Source organism: Streptosporangium sp. G12 (assembly GCF_052983175.1).
Genome location: NZ_JBRIQO010000025.1, coordinates 28,251 through 44,326 on the forward strand (window position 1 = coordinate 28,251; position 16,076 = coordinate 44,326).

At 71.4% G+C, this 16,076-nt stretch carries 15 protein-coding genes and 2 riboswitches; of the genes, 11 read left to right on the forward strand and 4 right to left on the reverse strand.

What is annotated here, in order from left to right; translation table 11 throughout:
* Window positions 1-21: 21 nt before the first annotated feature.
* Window positions 22-1,755: a phosphomethylpyrimidine synthase ThiC gene (thiC, locus tag ACVCAG_RS33295; protein WP_447191066.1), complete on the reverse strand. Its 1,734-nt coding sequence runs from the start codon at window positions 1,753-1,755 to the stop codon at window positions 22-24.
* Window positions 1,748-1,860: riboswitch (TPP riboswitch) on the reverse strand. Its footprint overlaps the gene before it by 8 nt.
* Before the next feature lie 94 nt (window positions 1,861-1,954).
* Here thiC and ACVCAG_RS33300 point away from each other — a divergent pair.
* The 8 genes from ACVCAG_RS33300 to ACVCAG_RS33335 all read left to right on the forward strand — a co-directional run bounded on the left by ACVCAG_RS33300 (window position 1,955) and on the right by ACVCAG_RS33335 (window position 11,906).
* A complete protein-coding gene (locus ACVCAG_RS33300; protein ID WP_440071431.1) occupies window positions 1,955-2,551 on the forward strand; it encodes a CDP-alcohol phosphatidyltransferase family protein in 597 nt (198 codons plus the stop codon).
* A 3-nt stretch (window positions 2,552-2,554) separates the two neighbouring features.
* Window positions 2,555-5,056, forward strand: a complete 2,502-nt coding sequence (locus tag ACVCAG_RS33305; protein ID WP_440087403.1) for a sugar phosphate nucleotidyltransferase — start codon at window positions 2,555-2,557, stop codon at window positions 5,054-5,056.
* 290 nt (window positions 5,057-5,346) lie between these two features.
* Window positions 5,347-5,859: an FHA domain-containing protein gene (locus ACVCAG_RS33310; RefSeq protein WP_329079681.1), complete on the forward strand. Its 513-nt coding sequence runs from the start codon at window positions 5,347-5,349 to the stop codon at window positions 5,857-5,859.
* 26 nt (window positions 5,860-5,885) lie between these two features.
* The gene (gene ftsR, locus ACVCAG_RS33315) at window positions 5,886-6,536 is read left to right on the forward strand and encodes a transcriptional regulator FtsR (RefSeq protein ID WP_440087402.1); all 651 of its coding nucleotides are present in this window, start codon (window positions 5,886-5,888) and stop codon (window positions 6,534-6,536) included.
* A 79-nt stretch (window positions 6,537-6,615) separates the two neighbouring features.
* Complete coding sequence (locus tag ACVCAG_RS33320) at window positions 6,616-7,086, forward strand: bifunctional nuclease family protein (protein ID WP_326639501.1); 471 nt, start codon at window positions 6,616-6,618, stop codon at window positions 7,084-7,086.
* Window positions 7,087-7,230: 144 nt separating this feature from the next.
* Window positions 7,231-7,851 (forward strand): MerR family transcriptional regulator, encoded by a 621-nt coding sequence (locus ACVCAG_RS33325; protein ID WP_440087401.1) that lies wholly within the window; start codon window positions 7,231-7,233, stop codon window positions 7,849-7,851.
* 15 nt (window positions 7,852-7,866) lie between these two features.
* Window positions 7,867-7,959, forward strand: a riboswitch (glycine riboswitch).
* A gap of 182 nt (window positions 7,960-8,141) precedes the next feature.
* A complete protein-coding gene (gcvP, locus tag ACVCAG_RS33330; RefSeq protein WP_440087400.1) occupies window positions 8,142-10,997 on the forward strand; it encodes an aminomethyl-transferring glycine dehydrogenase in 2,856 nt (951 codons plus the stop codon).
* A 126-nt stretch (window positions 10,998-11,123) separates the two neighbouring features.
* Complete coding sequence (locus tag ACVCAG_RS33335; protein WP_440087399.1) at window positions 11,124-11,906, forward strand: hypothetical protein; 783 nt, start codon at window positions 11,124-11,126, stop codon at window positions 11,904-11,906.
* Window positions 11,907-12,083: 177 nt separating this feature from the next.
* Here ACVCAG_RS33335 and ACVCAG_RS33340 read toward each other — a convergent pair whose 3' ends face one another.
* On the reverse strand, window positions 12,084-12,434 hold the full coding sequence (locus ACVCAG_RS33340) for a hypothetical protein (RefSeq protein WP_440071437.1): 351 nt from the start codon (window positions 12,432-12,434) through the stop codon (window positions 12,084-12,086).
* A 133-nt stretch (window positions 12,435-12,567) separates the two neighbouring features.
* Here ACVCAG_RS33340 and ACVCAG_RS33345 point away from each other — a divergent pair, with 133 nt between their 5' ends.
* Window positions 12,568-13,200: an alpha/beta family hydrolase gene (locus ACVCAG_RS33345; protein ID WP_440087429.1), complete on the forward strand. Its 633-nt coding sequence runs from the start codon at window positions 12,568-12,570 to the stop codon at window positions 13,198-13,200.
* A gap of 6 nt (window positions 13,201-13,206) precedes the next feature.
* Here ACVCAG_RS33345 and ACVCAG_RS33350 read toward each other — a convergent pair whose 3' ends face one another.
* Together ACVCAG_RS33350 and ACVCAG_RS33355 are read right to left on the reverse strand one after the other, a co-directional pair.
* Complete coding sequence (locus ACVCAG_RS33350; protein WP_329094021.1) at window positions 13,207-13,398, reverse strand: DUF5999 family protein; 192 nt, start codon at window positions 13,396-13,398, stop codon at window positions 13,207-13,209.
* A 425-nt stretch (window positions 13,399-13,823) separates the two neighbouring features.
* Window positions 13,824-14,411, reverse strand: a complete 588-nt coding sequence (locus tag ACVCAG_RS33355) for a TetR/AcrR family transcriptional regulator C-terminal domain-containing protein (protein WP_440087398.1) — start codon at window positions 14,409-14,411, stop codon at window positions 13,824-13,826.
* A 216-nt stretch (window positions 14,412-14,627) separates the two neighbouring features.
* Here ACVCAG_RS33355 and ACVCAG_RS33360 point away from each other — a divergent pair, with 216 nt between their 5' ends.
* Both ACVCAG_RS33360 and ACVCAG_RS33365 read left to right on the forward strand, forming a co-directional pair.
* Window positions 14,628-15,029 carry a hypothetical protein gene (locus ACVCAG_RS33360; RefSeq protein WP_362695838.1) on the forward strand — a complete coding sequence of 134 codons (402 nt, stop codon included), beginning with the start codon at window positions 14,628-14,630 and terminating at the stop codon, window positions 15,027-15,029.
* Window positions 15,030-15,633: 604 nt separating this feature from the next.
* A complete protein-coding gene (locus tag ACVCAG_RS33365; RefSeq protein ID WP_440087397.1) occupies window positions 15,634-15,843 on the forward strand; it encodes an MbtH family protein in 210 nt (69 codons plus the stop codon).
* Window positions 15,844-16,076 lie beyond the last annotated feature (233 nt).

Genomic DNA, 16,076 nt, shown 5'->3' on the forward strand with positions numbered 1-16,076 from the left:
CACCTGGTCGATCTTGGCGGCTCAGAGACCCTCCACGGGCAGGTAGACCCGGCCGCCCTCGCGGGAGAACTCCTCCGACTTCTCGCGCATCCCCGCCTCCAGGGCCTCGGCGCCGGTCAGGCCGCGCTCCTCGGCGAACCTGCGCACGTCATGGCTGATCCTCATCGAGCAGAACTTCGGACCGCACATCGAGCAGAAGTGCGCGGTCTTGGCCGGGGCGGCGGGCAGCGTCTCGTCGTGGAAGGACCGGGCGGTCTCGGGGTCCAGGGAGAGGGCGAACTGGTCCTCCCAGCGGAACTCGAACCGGGCGTCGGACAGCGCGTCGTCCCATGCCTGCGCGCCCGGGTGGCCCTTGGCGAGGTCGGCCGCATGTGCCGCGATCTTGTAGGTGATCACGCCGGTCTTCACGTCGTCCCTGTCCGGCAGGCCCAGGTGCTCCTTGGGCGTGACGTAGCAGAGCATCGCCGTGCCGTACCAGCCGATCATCGCCGCGCCGATGGCCGAGGTGATGTGGTCGTAGCCGGGCGCGACGTCGGTCGTCAGCGGGCCGAGGGTGTAGAACGGGGCGTCGGCGCAGAGCTCGCGCTGCAGGTCGACGTTCTCCTTGATCTTGTGCATGGGGACGTGGCCGGGCCCCTCGACCATCACCTGGACGTCGTGCGCGTGAGCGATCCCGGTGAGCTCGCCCAGCGTCCTGAGCTCGGCGAACTGGGCCTCGTCGTTGGCGTCGGAGATCGATCCGGGGCGCAGGCCGTCGCCCAGCGAGAACGCCACGTCGTAGCGGGCCAGGATCTCGCAGATGTCGGCGAAGTGCTCGTAGAGGAAGCTCTCGCGGTGGTGCGCCAGGCACCAGGCCGCCATGATCGAGCCGCCCCGGGAGACGATCCCGGTCCTGCGCCGCGCGGTCAGCGGCACATGGGCCAGGCGCACCCCCGCGTGGACGGTGAAGTAGTCCACGCCCTGCTCGCACTGCTCGATCAGGGTGTCGCGGTAGATCTCCCACGACAGGCGGGCCGCGTCGCCGCCCGCCTTCTCCAGCGCCTGGTAGAGCGGGACGGTCCCGATCGGCACCGGGGAGTTGCGGATGATCCACTCGCGGGTGGTGTGGATGTTGCGCCCGGTGGACAGGTCCATCACCGTGTCGGCGCCCCACCGGATCGCCCACGTCATCTTGTCCACCTCCTCCTCGATGGTCGAGGCGACGGCCGAGTTGCCGATGTTGGCGTTGATCTTCACGAGGAAGTTGCGGCCGATGATCATCGGCTCGCTCTCGGGGTGGTTGACGTTGGCCGGGATGATCGCCCGCCCTGCGGCCACCTCGGCGCGGACGAACTCCGGCGTCACGCCCTCGCGGACCGCGACGAACTCCATCTCCCGGGTGACCAGGCCGCGGCGGGCGTAGGCGAACTGGGTGACCGGCGCCCCCGCCGCGCGCAGCGGCCGGTCGCCGCCGCCGGTGAAGACCGCGTCGAGGGAACGCAGGTCGCGGGCCCAGGCGTCGCGGTCGCGGTAGCCGTCGTCGCCGGGGGCGCCGGGCCGGCCGCCGTACCGGACCGTGTCGCCCCGCTCCAGGATCCACTCCTCGCGCGGGCGCGGCAGGCCGCGGGTGACGTCGGTGGTCACGGACGGGTCCGTGTAGGGGCCCGAGGTGTCGTACAGCGTGACCGCGGTCCCGTCGGTCAGGCGCACCTCGCGCATGGGGACGCGCAGGTCGCCCTGGTAGATCTTGGAGCTGGAAATACGCGCGTCGGTCATCGCGCAAACTCCCTTCGCCGGCATTACCCGGAGCAGGTTCTGGCGGTCGGCGGCTGTCTCGGCCGTCCTCTCAGCCCGGTTCTCCGGGCTCCCGCGTTGGTCGAACGGAACGATAACGCGTATCCCCCGCGCCCACCATCCACCCGGCCGCATCCGACGCAGTAGTGTCACCATCAGGTACGGGGAGGGAGATCAGCCGGTGAATCCGGAAGCATCGGGGGCCGAGGACCGAATCTGGACGGTTCCCAACGCGTTGAGCCTGGCCAGGCTTCTGGGGGTGCCGGTTTTCCTGTGGCTGGTGCTGGGCCCGAAGGCCGACGGCTGGGCCGTCGCCCTGCTGATGCTGGCGGGGTTCTCCGACTGGCTCGACGGCAAGATCGCCCGTGCCTGGAACCAGACCAGCAGGCTCGGCCGCCTGCTCGACCCGCTGGCCGACCGGCTCTACATCCTGGCCACCCTGTTCGGCCTCGCCATGCGCGAGATCATCCCCTGGTGGCTGGCGCTGGCCATCCCGCTGCGCGACGTGATGCTGCTGGGCATCCCGATCATCCTGCGCCGCCTCGGGTACGGTCCCGCGCTGCCCGTGCACTTCCTCGGCAAGGCCGCCACGGCCAACCTGCTCTACGCCTTCCCACTGCTCTTCCTGGCCCACCATCCCTCCTGGTACGGCGAGGTGGCGGGGATCGTCGGCTGGTCCCTGGCCATCTGGGGCACCGGCCTGTACTGGTGGTCCGGGGTGCTGTATTGGGTACAGGTGCGTCAGCTGACAAGCGAGGCCAAACGCCTTAAGAGGTGATCTGTGAAGGCCGTCGTCATGGCGGGCGGGGAGGGGACACGGCTCCGGCCGATGACCGCGAACCAGCCCAAACCTCTCCTACCCGTGATCAACCGGCCGATCATGGAGCATGTGCTTCGCCTGCTGAAACGGCACGGCTTCACCGAGACGGTGGTCACCGTGCAGTTCCTGGCCGCCCTGGTCCGCAACTACTTCGGCGACGGCGACGAGCTCGGCATGAGCCTGTACTACGCCACCGAGGACACGCCGCTCGGCACCGCGGGCAGCGTGAAGAACGCCGCCGACCGGCTCCGCGACGACCGCTTCCTGGTCATCTCCGGCGACGCGCTGACCGACATCGACCTGACCGACATGATCCGCTTCCACCGCGAGAACGGCGCGATGGTCACGATCGGGCTCAAGCGCGTCCCCAACCCGCTGGAGTTCGGCATCGTCATCGTCGACGACCAGGGCAGGGTGGAGCGCTTCCTGGAGAAGCCGACCTGGGGCCAGGTCTTCTCCGACACCGCCAACACCGGCATCTACGTGATGGAGCCCGAGGTCCTCGACGAGATCGCGGCCGGGGAGTCCGTCGACTGGTCGGGCGACGTGTTCCCCAGGCTGCTGGAGCGCGGCGCCCCGCTGTACGGCTACGTGGCCGACGGCTACTGGGAGGACGTCGGCACCCACGAGAGCTACCTCAAGGCCCAGGCCGACGTCCTGTCCGGCCGGGTCAAGGTCGACATCGACGCCTTCGAGGTCTCGCCGGGCGTCTGGGTCGCCGAGGGGGCCTCGGTCGACGCCGACGCCGTCCTCAAGGGCCCCCTCTACGTCGGCGACTACGCCAAGATCGAGGCGGGCGCCGAGCTGCGCGAGTACACCGTGCTGGGCAGCAACGCGGTGGTCAGGGAGGGGGCCTTCCTGCACCGCGCGGTCGTCCACGACAACGTCTACGTCGGGCCCAGCGCCCACCTGCGCGGCTGCGTGATCGGCAAGAACACCGACCTGATGACCGGCGCCAGGGTCGAGGAGGGCGCCGTCGTCGGCGACGAGTGCATCATCGAGGCCGAGGCGTACATCTCCTCGGGCGTCAAGATCTACCCGTTCAAGACCATCGAGGCCGGGGCGGTGATCAACAACAGCGTCATCTGGGAGCCGCGCGCCCAGCGCAACCTGTTCGGCCCCCGGGGGGTCTCGGGGCTGGTCAACGTCGAGATCACCCCCGAGCTGTGCGTACGGCTGGCCAGCGCCTACGCCACCACCCTGAAGAAGGGCACCTCGGTCATCACCTCCCGCGACTCCTCCCGCGCCGCGCGGGCGCTGAAGCGGGCCGTGATCAGCGCCCTGAACGCCAGCGCGATCAACGTGCTCGACCTGGAGGCGTCCCCGCTCCCGGTGGCCCGCTTCCACACCGCCAGGGAGAACGCCGTCGGCGGCATCGCGCTGCGCACCACCCCCGGCGACCCGCAGAGCGTCGACATCGTCTTCATGGACGAGCACGGCGCGGACCTGTCCCCGGCGGCCCAGCGCAAGCTGGACCGGGTCTTCTCCCGGCAGGAGTTCCGCCGCGCCTTCCCCGGGGAGATCGCCGAGCTGAGCTTCCCCGCCCGGGCGGTGGAGGACTACACGCACGAGCTGCTGCGCCTGGTCGACATCAGCGGGGTGCGCGACGCCGACATGAAGGTCGTGGTCGACTGCGCCGGAGGCACCTCCTCGCTGGTGCTGCCCAGCCTGCTGGGCCGGGTCGGGGTGGACGTGCTGACCGTCAACAACCGGCTGGACGACGCCTCGCCCACCGAGACCCTCGCCGAGCGCCGCCGCGACCTGCAGCGCCTGGCGGAGCTCGTCAGCTCCTCCAGGGCGGCCTTCGGGGTGCGCTTCGACCCGGTGGGGGAGCGGGTCGCGCTGGTGGACGAGAAGGGCCAGCTGATCAGCGAGGAGCGCGCCCTGCTGGTGGTGCTCGACCTGGTCGCCGCCGAGCGGCGCGGCGGCAGGGTGGCGCTGCCGGTCACCACCACCCGGGTGGCCGAGCAGGTCTGCAGGTTCCACGGCGTCCAGGCCGAGTGGACCTCCACCGCGATCGACGCGCTCACCGCCGCCGCCAGGGGACCAGAGATGATCTTCGCGGCCGACGGGCGCGGCGGTTTCATCGTGCCCGAGTTCGGCCCCACGGTGGACGGCCTGGCGGTGTTCCTGCGCCTGCTGGGCCTGGTCGCCAGGACCCGGCTCTCGCTCAGCCAGATCGACGCCAGGATCCCCGAGGCCAAGCTGCTGCGCCGGACCGTGCCGACCCCGTGGGCCGCCAAGGGCGCGGTGATGCGCTCGGTCATCGAGGCCGCCGAGCACTACCGCATCGACACCACCGACGGGGTGCGGGTCGTCGCCGAGGACGGCAGCTGGACCCTGGTGCTGCCCGACCCGACGGAGGCGGTCACCCACCTGTGGGCCGAGGGGTTCGACGTCGACTCCGCGCAGACCCTGATCGAGCACTGGGCGCGGGTGGTCGAGGAGGCCGCGGGCGGCTGACGGGACCAGGCCCCGGCGGGCGCGCCGGAGGCGCGGGAAGGCGTCTGGACGGGGGCCGCGGGCCGAGCGGTTGCCACAAACACAGCGCGGCGCCATGGACCGGGGACAGTGCCCCCCTGTAACTTTGTCACCGACCGTACCCGCGGTTCAGCGTCAACCTTGACCTTCGCGCCTCATCACTGTATGTTGCGGCATTCGCAGTCCGAGAAAACACTTGAGAAGCGAAGAAGCGAGGCGCGCATCACTGAGCACCGTTGCCGCGTCTTCGCGGTAGGAGGCCGAGCCGATCGATGCCGAGCGTCTACTGCACGCAGTGCGGTCATGCCAATCCTGAGGATGCCCGTTTCTGTTCACGATGCGGGTCGCCGCTTACCAAAGCCGAGACCCCCGGAGACAGCACATCGACGATCTCCCTCTCCGGGATCGAGGCCTACGAGGCGGAGACAGGTGAGACGCTTCTCGCCGAACGGCAGGCCGTCGAGCAGTTGCCCCCGGGCACCGCGCTGCTGGTCGCGATGCGCGGCCCCAACGCCGGCAGCCGGTTCCTGCTCGACAGCGACCTGACCACCGTGGGCCGTCACCCCGAGAGCGACATCTTCCTCGACGACATCACGGTCTCGCGCCGCCACGTGGAGTTCTACCGGCGCGGCGGCGGGGTCTTCACCGTCCGCGACGTCGGCAGCCTGAACGGCACGTACGTGAACCGCGAGCGCATCGAGGAGGTCCCGCTGTACGGCGGTGACGAGGTGCAGATCGGCAAGTTCCGCCTCGTCTTCCTCACCCGCGGCGCCGCTGGAGGATGATGAGCTCGCAGGCCGCTCGTGCGCACATGAGCATCGGGGAGGTGCTCGCTCTCCTGCAGGGCGAGTTCCCCGATGTCAGCATCTCCAAGATTCGTTTCCTGGAGGGCGAGGGGCTGATCGAGCCGGAGCGCAGTCCCTCCGGTTACCGCAAGTTCACCTACGCCGACGTCGAGCGGCTCCGTTACATCCTCAGCGAGCAGCGTGACCGCTACCTGCCGCTGCGCGTCATCAAGGATCATCTGGAGGCGGCCGACCGCGAGGAGCGCCCGGCCGCCAGGCCGCGCGCGGTCCCCGACGACGCGCCCTCCGAGATCCGGCTCACCCGCGAGGAGCTGCTCGCCGCCGCCGAGCTCGACGAGGAGACCCTCGCCGAGCTGGAGGACTACGGCCTGCTGGCCGCCGTGGCCCGCTACTACGACGCCGAGGCGCTGGCCGTGGCCCGCAGCGTCGGAGCCCTGGCCGCCTTCGGCCTGCGGGCCCGCCACCTGCGGGCCGTCAAGGCCGCCGCGGAGCGCGAGGCCGGCCTGGTGGAGCAGGCCGTCGCCCCGCTCCTGCGCCGCCGCAGGCCCGGGGCCATCGACCAGGCCGACGAGACGGCCAGGGAGATCTCCGGCCTGCTGCTGGAATTGCACGCCTCTCTGCTGCGTTCCGGCGTTCGTGGGGCCCTGGGTCGGTGAGAACCTGACCAGGCACTCGTACCCCCACGAGTGTTACGTTGAACAAACCGGTCGGAATCCAGCGAAGACGGAGCAGCCCGTGTTGCAGATGGAGGTCGTGGGCGTTCGAGTTGAGATGCCCTCCAACCAGCCGATCGTCTTGCTGAAAGAGACGCATGGGGAGCGTTACCTACCTATATGGATCGGCATGACGGAGGCCACGGCGATCGCCATGGCCCAGGCCGAGGAACCACCACCCCGGCCGCTCACGCATGACCTGTTCCGTGACGTGCTCGAAGGGCTCGGCGTTCGGCTGAGCACGGTCAACATCGTCGCCCTGCGCGACGGCATCTTCTTCGCGGATCTCGTGTTCTCCAACGGGGTCGAGGTGAGCGCGCGTCCCTCGGACTCGATCGCCTTGGCACTTCGCACCGGCGCACGTATCTTCGCGAGTGAGGACGTGGTCCGGGAGGCAGGGGTGATCATCCCGGACGACCAGGAAGACGAGGTGGAGAAGTTCAGGGAGTTCCTTGACACGATCACGCCCGAGGACTTCGGCCGCGCGGGGTAGGAATTTCGGTGCATTTACGCTTCACGACGCGCCGAGTGGGGTCGTTGACTGGACTTGGCCCCAGTCCTACGGTGCAAGTGAAACCCGCGGTCGTGCGTAAACCCCCAGATCAGGCCGTGGGATGAGAGAAAGCCGGAGGTCCGCGTGGCGGTCAGCAGCGGCGAGGGTAGAAACGCCGATCAGGATGACCCGGAACGGCGCCAGTCGGCACGTCAGCGCGCGGGTGAAGAGGGTCTGCTGTTCGACGGGCAACCGGTGAAGGTGCCCGCCGACATCGGCTACCGGGGCCCCACGGCCTGTTCCGCGGCCGGCATCACCTACCGGCAACTCGACTACTGGGCGCGCACCGGCCTGGTCGAGCCCACCGTGCGGGCCGCCCACGGCTCCGGCTCCCAGCGGCTGTACGGCTTTCGCGACATCCTGGTCCTCAAGGTCGTCAAGCGGCTCCTCGACACCGGTGTCTCCCTCCAGCAGATTCGCATCGCCGTGCAGCACCTGCGCGACAGGGGCGTCAACGACCTGGCCGGGATCACCCTGATGAGCGACGGGGTGAGCGTCTACGAGTGCACCTCGCCCGACGAGGTCATCGACCTCCTCCAGGGTGGCCAGGGAGTCTTCGGCATAGCACTGGGACGGGTGTGGCAGGAGGTGGAGGGCTCCCTCGCGGATCTGCCCGGCGAACGCGCGGAGTCGAGCGAGGGCCCTTTAGGAGATCATCAGGCCGATGAGCTGGCCCGTCGTCGCAGAGCACGACGAACCGGGTAAACTCGGACCTGCCACTGACCCTGTGCGGGAGAGACCCCGACCAGGATCGGGGCGCCGAAGGAGCAACCTCCCCGGAATCTCTCAGGCACCCGGTACCGCACGGACGAGGCAACTCTGGAAAGCAGTCGCGCTCGCCAGGCGCGACTCACCGACGGTGCAAGCCTCCCGACAACGGGCAGGTGAAGCTCTCAGGTCACGACCCCGCACGACGGTCGTGATGACAGAGGGGGAGACCAGGCATACGCCCGCGCCCAGCGCCGGTCTCCACCCCGTCCCGGGAGGCTTCACCAATGACCGACCTGTCATCGCTCAGCGAACTCGGCTCTCCTCCGTTCGCGACCCGTCACATAGGGCCGGACGACGCCGGCCAGACCCGCATGCTGGAGGCGGTCGGATTCGCCTCCGTCGCCGACCTGGTCGCGGTGGCCGTGCCCGAGGCGATCCGTTCCTCGGAGCGGCTGAGCCTGCCCCCGGCGGCCGGGGAGTCCGAGGCTCTCGCCGAGCTGCGGGTCCTCGCCGGGCGCAACACCGTGCTCACCTCGATGATCGGCCTGGGGTACCACGACACGATCACCCCGGGCGTCATCCGCCGCAACCTCCTGGAGAACCCGGGCTGGTACACCGCGTACACGCCCTACCAGCCGGAGATCTCCCAGGGCCGCCTGGAAGCCCTGATCAACTTCCAGACCGTCGTCTCCGACCTGACCGCCCTCGACGTCGCCGGGGCCTCCCTGCTGGACGAGGCCACCGCCGCCGCCGAGGCGATGACCCTGGCCCGCCGTGCGGGCCGCAGCCCCTCGAAGGTGTTCGTGGTGGACGCCGACGCGCTGCCGCAGACCAAGGCGGTGCTGCGCACCCGCGCCGAGCCGCTCGGCATCGAGCTGGTCGAGAGCGACTTCACCGCCGAACTCCCCGAGTGCTTCGGGGTGCTCGTGCAGTATCCCGGCGCCAGCGGCAGGATCCGCGACTTCCGCGCCATCGCCGACGCCGCCCACGCCCGCGGTGCCCAGGTGGTCGCCGCCGCCGACCTGCTGGCCCTCACCCTCCTGGCCGCGCCCGGCGAGCTCGGCGCCGACATCGCGGTCGGCTCCTCGCAGCGCTTCGGCGTCCCCCTCGGCTTCGGCGGCCCGCACGCCGCCTACATGGCGGTCCGTGACGGCCTGCAGCGCCAGTTGCCGGGCCGCCTGGTGGGCGTCTCCCAGGACGCCGACCAGCGCCCCGCGTACCGGCTCGCGCTCCAGACCCGCGAGCAGCACATCCGCCGCGAGAAGGCCACCAGCAACATCTGCACCGCGCAGGTGCTGCTCGCCGTGATCGCCGGCATGTACGCCGTCTACCACGGCCCCGAGGGCCTGCGCAGGATCGGCCGTCGCACCCACCGGCACGCCGTCGTGCTCGCCGAGGGCCTGCGCCAGGGCGGCGTCGAGGTCGTGCACGACACCTTCTTCGACACCGTGCTCGCCAGGGTGCCCGGCCGCGCCGAGGCGGTCGTCGCCGCGGCCCGCGACAACGGGGTGAACCTGCGCCTGGTCGACGCCGACCACGTGGGCGTCACCTGCGACGAGAGGACCGAGCTCCTCCACCTGGAGCAGGTCCTGGCCGCCTTCGGGATCAGCGGCGCCGTGCTGGCCGACCTCGACGCCGCCGCGCACGACGCGCTGCCCGCCGCGCTGGCCCGGGTCAGCGACTACCTGACCCACCCGGTCTTCCACAGCCACCGCTCCGAGACGGCCATGCTGCGCTACCTGCGCAGGCTCCAGGACAAGGACATCGCGCTCGACCGGTCGATGATCCCGCTGGGCTCCTGCACCATGAAGCTCAACGCGACCACCGAGATGGAGCCGATCACCTGGCCGGAGTTCGCCGGGCTGCACCCCTACGCGCCCGAGGACCAGGCCGCGGGTTACGTCGAGCTGATCGGGCAGCTGGAGCGCTGGCTGGCCGAGGTCACCGGCTACGACGCCGTGTCGCTCCAGCCGAACGCCGGCTCCCAGGGCGAGTTCGCCGGGCTCCTGGCGATCCGCGCCTACCACACCGCCCGCGGCGAGTCCGGCCGCGACGTCTGCCTGATCCCCTCCTCCGCGCACGGCACCAACGCCGCGAGCGCGGTGATGGCGGGCATGCGCGTGGCCGTGGTCGCCTGTGACGACCAGGGCAACGTGGACGTCGACGACCTCGTCGCGAAGATCGACAAGCACCGCGAGCAGCTTGCCGCGATCATGGTGACCTACCCGTCCACGCACGGCGTGTACGAGGAGACGATCGTCCGGATCTGCGAGCTGGTGCACGAGGCCGGCGGGCAGGTCTACGTCGACGGCGCCAACCTCAACGCGCTGGTCGGTCTGGCCAGGCCGGGGGAGTTCGGGGCGGACGTCTCCCACCTGAACCTGCACAAGACCTTCTGCATCCCGCACGGCGGCGGCGGTCCCGGCGTCGGCCCGGTCGCGGTCCGCGCCCACCTGGCCGACTACCTGCCCGGCCACCCGCTGCGCGAGGGCACCGCCGTGGGTCCCGTCTCGGCGGCCCCGTACGGCTCCGCGGGCATCCTGCCCATCTCCTGGGCCTACATCCGGATGATGGGCGCCGACGGGCTGAAGGCGGCCACCGAGCAGGCCATCCTGTCGGCCAACTACCTGGCCCGCAGGCTCAGCCCCCACTACCCGGTCCTCTACACCGGCCGCGGCGGCCTCGTCGCCCACGAGTGCATCGTGGACCTGCGCCAGATCACCAAGGAGACCGGGGTGACGGTCGACGACGTGGCCAAGCGCCTCATCGACTACGGCTTCCACGCCCCGACCATGTCCTTCCCGGTGGCCGGCACGCTGATGATCGAGCCGACCGAGAGCGAGGACCTGGCCGAGCTCGACCGGTTCTGCGAGGCGATGATCGCGATCCGCGAGGAGATCGCGAAGGTCGCCTCCGGGGCGTACGACAGGACCGACAACCCGCTGCGCAACGCCCCGCACACGGCCGACAGCCTCGTCGCCGACGAGTGGGGCCACCCCTACAGCCGCACCGAGGCGGCCTACCCGCTGCCGTCGGTGCGCGAGGGCAAGTACTGGTCGCCGGTCCGCCGCATCGACCAGGCCTACGGAGACCGCAACCTGGTCTGCTCCTGCCCTCCCCTGGAGGCGTACGAGGACTGATCACCGCAGGGCCCCGCCGGGACCGGAAAGCCCGTGCGACCCGCGATATTCGCGGGGAATGCGACAGGACGGAGGGCGCCCCGAGTCGTTAGGCTCGGGGCGTCTCCGTATCCGGAAGGATCCTGCATGCCTGAGGTGGACACCCGTCCCTTGGACACCGCGCGAAGACTGGCCGAGGCGGGCGACCTCGACGGCGCCGCCGCGATCTTCGCCGAGCTGGTCGCCGATCCCGACGAGCCCGACCGGGCCCAGGCGGCGGTGGGTCTCGCGGTGGTGCTGGAGGAGAGCGGGGACGTGGCGGGTTCCCGCGCGGCCGCGCGCACCGCGCTGGCGACCGGGCATCCGGAGTTCGCCGCCCAGGCCGCCTGCCTGCTCGCGGGGAGCTTCGAGCGGGAGGACCTGGCCGACCAGGCCCGCGCCGCCTGGCAGGCCGCGCTGGGCGTCGGCCATCCCGCCTACGTCCCGCTGGCGCACATGGCCCTCGCCAGGCTCGCCACGGGCGAGGAGGAGGCCGAGCGGTCGCTGCGTGACGCGCTGGCCACCGCCGACCCGGAAATCGCTCCTCGTGCCGCCCAGCGGCTGGCGGAGGCACTCCTGGAGGAGGGCGAGCCGGGGGAGGCCGCCCAGGTGCTCCTGGAGGCGCTCGCGGTGCCCGACGCGGCAGAGGTGCCGAGGCTGCGGGTGATGCTCGGCATCGCTCACCTGGAGCTGGCGTGTGCGGAGTTCTCCGCCGCGATCGAGGAGGGCGGCGACGTCGAGACCGGTGCGCTGGCCATCGAGCTCCTGGCCCGCACGCTCCCGCTCAGGGGCCGCGACGAGGACGCCGAGCGCGTGTGGCGCTACGGCCTGGACAGCGCCGACGAGGATCTCGCCGGTGAGGTCCGCCTCCGCCTCGACCGGGACCTCTGACCCCGGGGCGCGCGGCGCGCCTCCCGGGCGAGGGCGCGATGCTCGTCGTGCCCGTGGGAGACCTCGCACGGGCACCGGCCTTTCCGGCGGCCTGGCCTCGCGGATTCCGGTCCGCCCGAAGCGGGGGACCGGGGCGGGGAACCGGAGAGGAGAGACCGGGTGGGACTCCGGCGGGTGTCAGTCGCGCTCCCGCCAGCGGCTCAGGGCGTGAGCGAAGTTGATCGCCACGATTCCGCCCCAGGCCAGCAGCAGCCCGGCGGTGCCGGAGGTCTGCGCCGCGATGGCGGTCAGCGGGATCCCGATGCCCATCGAACCGAGGGCGATCGGGATCGAGCTGTTCGAGTTCTTGCGCGACTTGGCCTTCGGCGCCCCGGAGGCGTGCATCTCGGCGCGCACCCGGTGGGCGATGGTCGCGTCCAGGCGTGACACGAACGACTCGATGAGGGCGGCCTCGTACTCGGGGCCGAGGTCGCGCCGGGCCTCGACGGTGGCACGCATGTCCTGGCGGATATCTTGATAGTCCTGCACGCTTCGATTGTTCCCTCACGCCGGCCGCCGGGCATCAGTCAATAGGAGGAGATCCGTGTCCACCTCCGAGTCCACCCCTCCCGACGGCGCGTCCACGCCGGGATCGGGGTTCCCGGCGCGCGCGGTCCCGCCCGTGGAGATCGCGACCCCGCACGGCCCGGCGCTGGTGGAGATCGACGAGGTGGCCGCCCCGCGTTTCCTGCTGGTGCTCACCCACGGCTCGGCCGGGGGAGTGGACGCCCCCGACCTGCTGGCCGTGCGGGACGCCGCGACGGCGATCGGCGGGACGGTCGCGCGGGTGCTCCAGCCGTTCCGGATGCGCGGAGCCCGCGCGCCGGGGTCGGCGGTCAAGCAGGACGAGGCGTGGGAGACGCTGGTGGCCGGGCTGCGCGGGCGCTATCCGGGGCTGCCGCTGGCGCAGGGCGGGCGGAGCAACGGGGCCAGGGTCGCGTGCCGTACGGCCGGGAGGGTCGGGGCCCGCGCGGTCGTCGCGCTGGCGTTCCCGCTGCACCCGCCGGGGAAGCCGGAGCGGTCACGTGCCGGGGAGCTGCGCGCGGCGGGTGTGGACGTGCTGGTGGTGAACGGAGACCGTGACCCGTTCGGCGTGCCCGAGGCGGCGGACGTCGCGCGCCTGGTGGTGCTGCCGGGAGAGGGTCACGACCTCGGGAGGAATCCCGCCGGGGTGGGCGAGGTGGTCGCCGAGTGGCTCGACACGAGGATGCGGCCGGACTCGGTGGACCCGCTCAGCGTGACCGGTCGGGTGTGACGGGCCTCAGACCACGCCGGCCAGTGGCCGGTGCGGCTCGATGACGGCACCGTCCGGGAGGAGCTCGCCGGTGTCGTCGAACAGCACCACACCGTTGCAGAGCAGGCTCCAGCCCTGCTCGGGGTGGGCCGCCATGGTGCGGGCGGCTTCGCGGTCCAGCGCGTCGGCGGACGGACAGGACGGCTCGTGCGGGCACATCGGCGTGCCTCCGGATCTCTCGTGTCGGCTCGCCCGGGTCACACCGGGCACGGGTGGGCATCGGACATCCGGCGGCACCGTCACCGATGGGTCTCCGTTCCCACGTATGACGGGGACGAGCATCTGAATGTTGATATATGGCCATGCGGTCCCTAACAGAACGGGAGCCGCACATCAAGCAGATCAAGTGTGCGATCGATCGCACCTTGGCGACATAGCCCGTTAGGACTGTTTGAGAACTGGTAAGGGGTCAGTCCGTCAGGGCTTTATCAGGGGATGTGACCTATAACACAGCATGCCTCATATAAGGACATTCGACCAAGTGCGACACGCCGCCAGGCAGGTAAACGATCGGTTACAAGTTGCTGACGTGCGCCGACGCGGGTTTTCCCACCCCTGACCGTCCCTTACCGGGTCCGATGCGCTCACCGCGCGCCCAGGCCGGCCAGGAGCGCGTCCAGCCCGTGCTCGAAGTCGGCGTCCGCCCCCGGGCTGCCGCCTCCCCTGGACGGGGGACGCCAGGGCTCGTCCTCGTCGCCCGAGGGCTCGGCCCAGCCCGACTGCTGCACCTCCACCGCCACCGCGCCGAAGACGTAGGCCCGAAGGGCCCGTACCGCGCCCGCGGCGTCGGCCAGTCCCGCGTCGGCCAGCTGGTCGGTCTGCTCCCTGATGGCGATCGCCGCCCTGCCCCTCGGCGGCTTGGTCAGGGCCAGGGCCAGCACCCCGGGATGCTCCCTCAGCGCGGCCCGGCTCGCCCGGCACCAGGCCCTCGCGCTGTCCTGCCAGCTCCCGCCGGGCTCGGCGTGGACGGTGGTGACGTGCTCGGCCAGCGCGTCCATCAGGGCGTCCTTGCCGCGCGGCAGGTGGTGGTAGATGGCCATCGCCTCCACCTGGAGCGCGTCGCCCAGCCGCCGCATCGTCAGGCGCCGGAGGCCCTGGCCGTCGGCGATGTGGAGGGCGGCGTCGATGATGCGCTCCCTGGAGAGCGGGACGGGAGGTCGCTTGGCAGGCATGGGAGGCATCCTGCCACCCCTTACCTTACTGCGTAAAGGACGGCGCGCCGGGCGGGACGAAGGTTCTTCGGCGTCGCCGCACGGCGAGGCGGCCGGCGGCGCGAACCGCTTCGCGGGAGGGCCCGGTCCCTGAGTGTGTGGGGCGGGGGCGGACCGCGTAGGCTACGAGCGGTGATCTGCCGGAGGAGACCGGCGACCGGCGAGAGAGGGAAGAAGATGGCGTTTTTCCGACCGCGCGTGAGCCGGGAGGCGGAGGTTCGTCACCACGCTGACCAGGAGGTCGGGAAGAGCTTCCCCGAGCTTCTGGAGAAGGCGCGCGAGGCCGAGGCCGAGGTGCGCCGGGCGCAGGCCGCCGCGGCCCCCGTGCAGGAGCTGCGAGCCGCCGGGCTGGCCTTCGACAGGGCGCTCACCGAGGCCCTGCGCGCGGCCGAGGCCAACCAGCGCGCGACGTTCGGGATCAGGTCGTACGACGACCGGATCCGCCGCCGCAAGGGCAGGGCCACCCCGAAGGGCGCCGAGTGGACCGCCGAGGTCAACCGCCTGCGCACCCTTCGCGAGCAGAACCGGCTGACCGGCATTCCCAGGGTCCCGCGCCCGGTCGCCGCCTCGGCCCGCTGATCTCCGTTCCCGGCCCTCGTCCCCGGCCCTCGCCGGGGCTTTCGACCGCGGGTGCCCGGGCGCGGATCTGATCCGCCCACCGGTCTCCATCCGCGGACCCGGTTCGAACGGCCTCTCGCCGCCCGTCACGCGTTCCCGTGACGGGCGGTTTCGCCGTTCCGGAACGGGTCCGGGGGAGGTGACGGTGGTCCGGCCCTGATGACCGGTCGTCTGGGCCCGGCCTCCCGGTTTGGCGGATTTTAGGTTAGGCTTTCCTAATAAGGTGTTCCGCTTCGGTGGCCTCTCCGGCCACTCCCTCAACGCCGTGACCAGGCACTTCGCTGAGGTGCACGCAGTTATGTCATTTTCGTCTGCCTTTTCTCGCGCCCGGACGGCTCCTCGCGCCCGGACGGCTCCTCGCGCCCGGACGGCTCCTCGCGCCCGGACGGCTCCTCGCATCCGGCGGGGGACGACGGTCGCCGATCCCTGGGCGCGCCGGCGGGAAACTCCCGCGCCGGCCGCCCGCCCGCCCGCGCGGGCGGCCGGCGCCGGCCGGGCATCCCGGTGCCGGGCGAGTCCACACAGCCGGGTTCGCCACCCGGTACACCCATGCTGGAGGTATCCGATGACCAACCCCTTCGACGACGAGAGCGCGTCCTTCCTGGTGCTGGTGAACGCCGAGGGGCAGCACTCGCTGTGGCCCGCGTTCGCCGACGTCCCCCCGGGGTGGGAGATCGTCCACGGTGAGGATTCCCGCGCCGGCTGCCTGGCCTACGTCGAAGGCTCCTGGACCGACATGCGCCCCAGGAGCCTCGTCGCCGAGATGGGCGGCTGACCCCCTTCGAGACCTTCGAGGGCCGGTACGGGGACCGTCGCCCCGGTTCCCGCGCCGGGCCCCTCGGGGAGGGGCGCCTCGCGCTCCCGCCGGTCCCTCCGGGGGGCACTCCCCGCGGGGGCCGGAACACGCCGAAGGGCGCCACCGCGGACCGGGAGGTCTCGCGGTGGCGCCCTTCGGGACTTCGGAACGGCCGGACGGCTCAGGTGGCAGGCGGCGCCGTGCCGGCAGGC

Excerpts from the sequence above, each read along its gene's own strand:
- thiC (WP_447191066.1), bottom strand. The coding sequence starts at position 1,755 with ATGACCGACGCGCGTATTTCCAGCTCCAAGATCTACCAGGGCGACCTG.
- ACVCAG_RS33310 (WP_329079681.1), top strand. The coding sequence starts at position 5,347 with ATGCCGAGCGTCTACTGCACGCAGTGCGGTCATGCCAATCCTGAGGAT.
- ftsR (WP_440087402.1), top strand. The coding sequence starts at position 5,886 with ATGAGCATCGGGGAGGTGCTCGCTCTCCTGCAGGGCGAGTTCCCCGAT.
- gcvP (WP_440087400.1), top strand. The coding sequence starts at position 8,142 with ATGACCGACCTGTCATCGCTCAGCGAACTCGGCTCTCCTCCGTTCGCG.
- ACVCAG_RS33335 (WP_440087399.1), top strand. The coding sequence starts at position 11,124 with ATGCCTGAGGTGGACACCCGTCCCTTGGACACCGCGCGAAGACTGGCC.
- ACVCAG_RS33350 (WP_329094021.1), bottom strand. The coding sequence starts at position 13,398 with ATGTGCCCGCACGAGCCGTCCTGTCCGTCCGCCGACGCGCTGGACCGC.
- ACVCAG_RS33355 (WP_440087398.1), bottom strand. The coding sequence starts at position 14,411 with ATGCCTGCCAAGCGACCTCCCGTCCCGCTCTCCAGGGAGCGCATCATC.
- ACVCAG_RS33360 (WP_362695838.1), top strand. The coding sequence starts at position 14,628 with ATGGCGTTTTTCCGACCGCGCGTGAGCCGGGAGGCGGAGGTTCGTCAC.
- ACVCAG_RS33365 (WP_440087397.1), top strand. The coding sequence starts at position 15,634 with ATGACCAACCCCTTCGACGACGAGAGCGCGTCCTTCCTGGTGCTGGTG.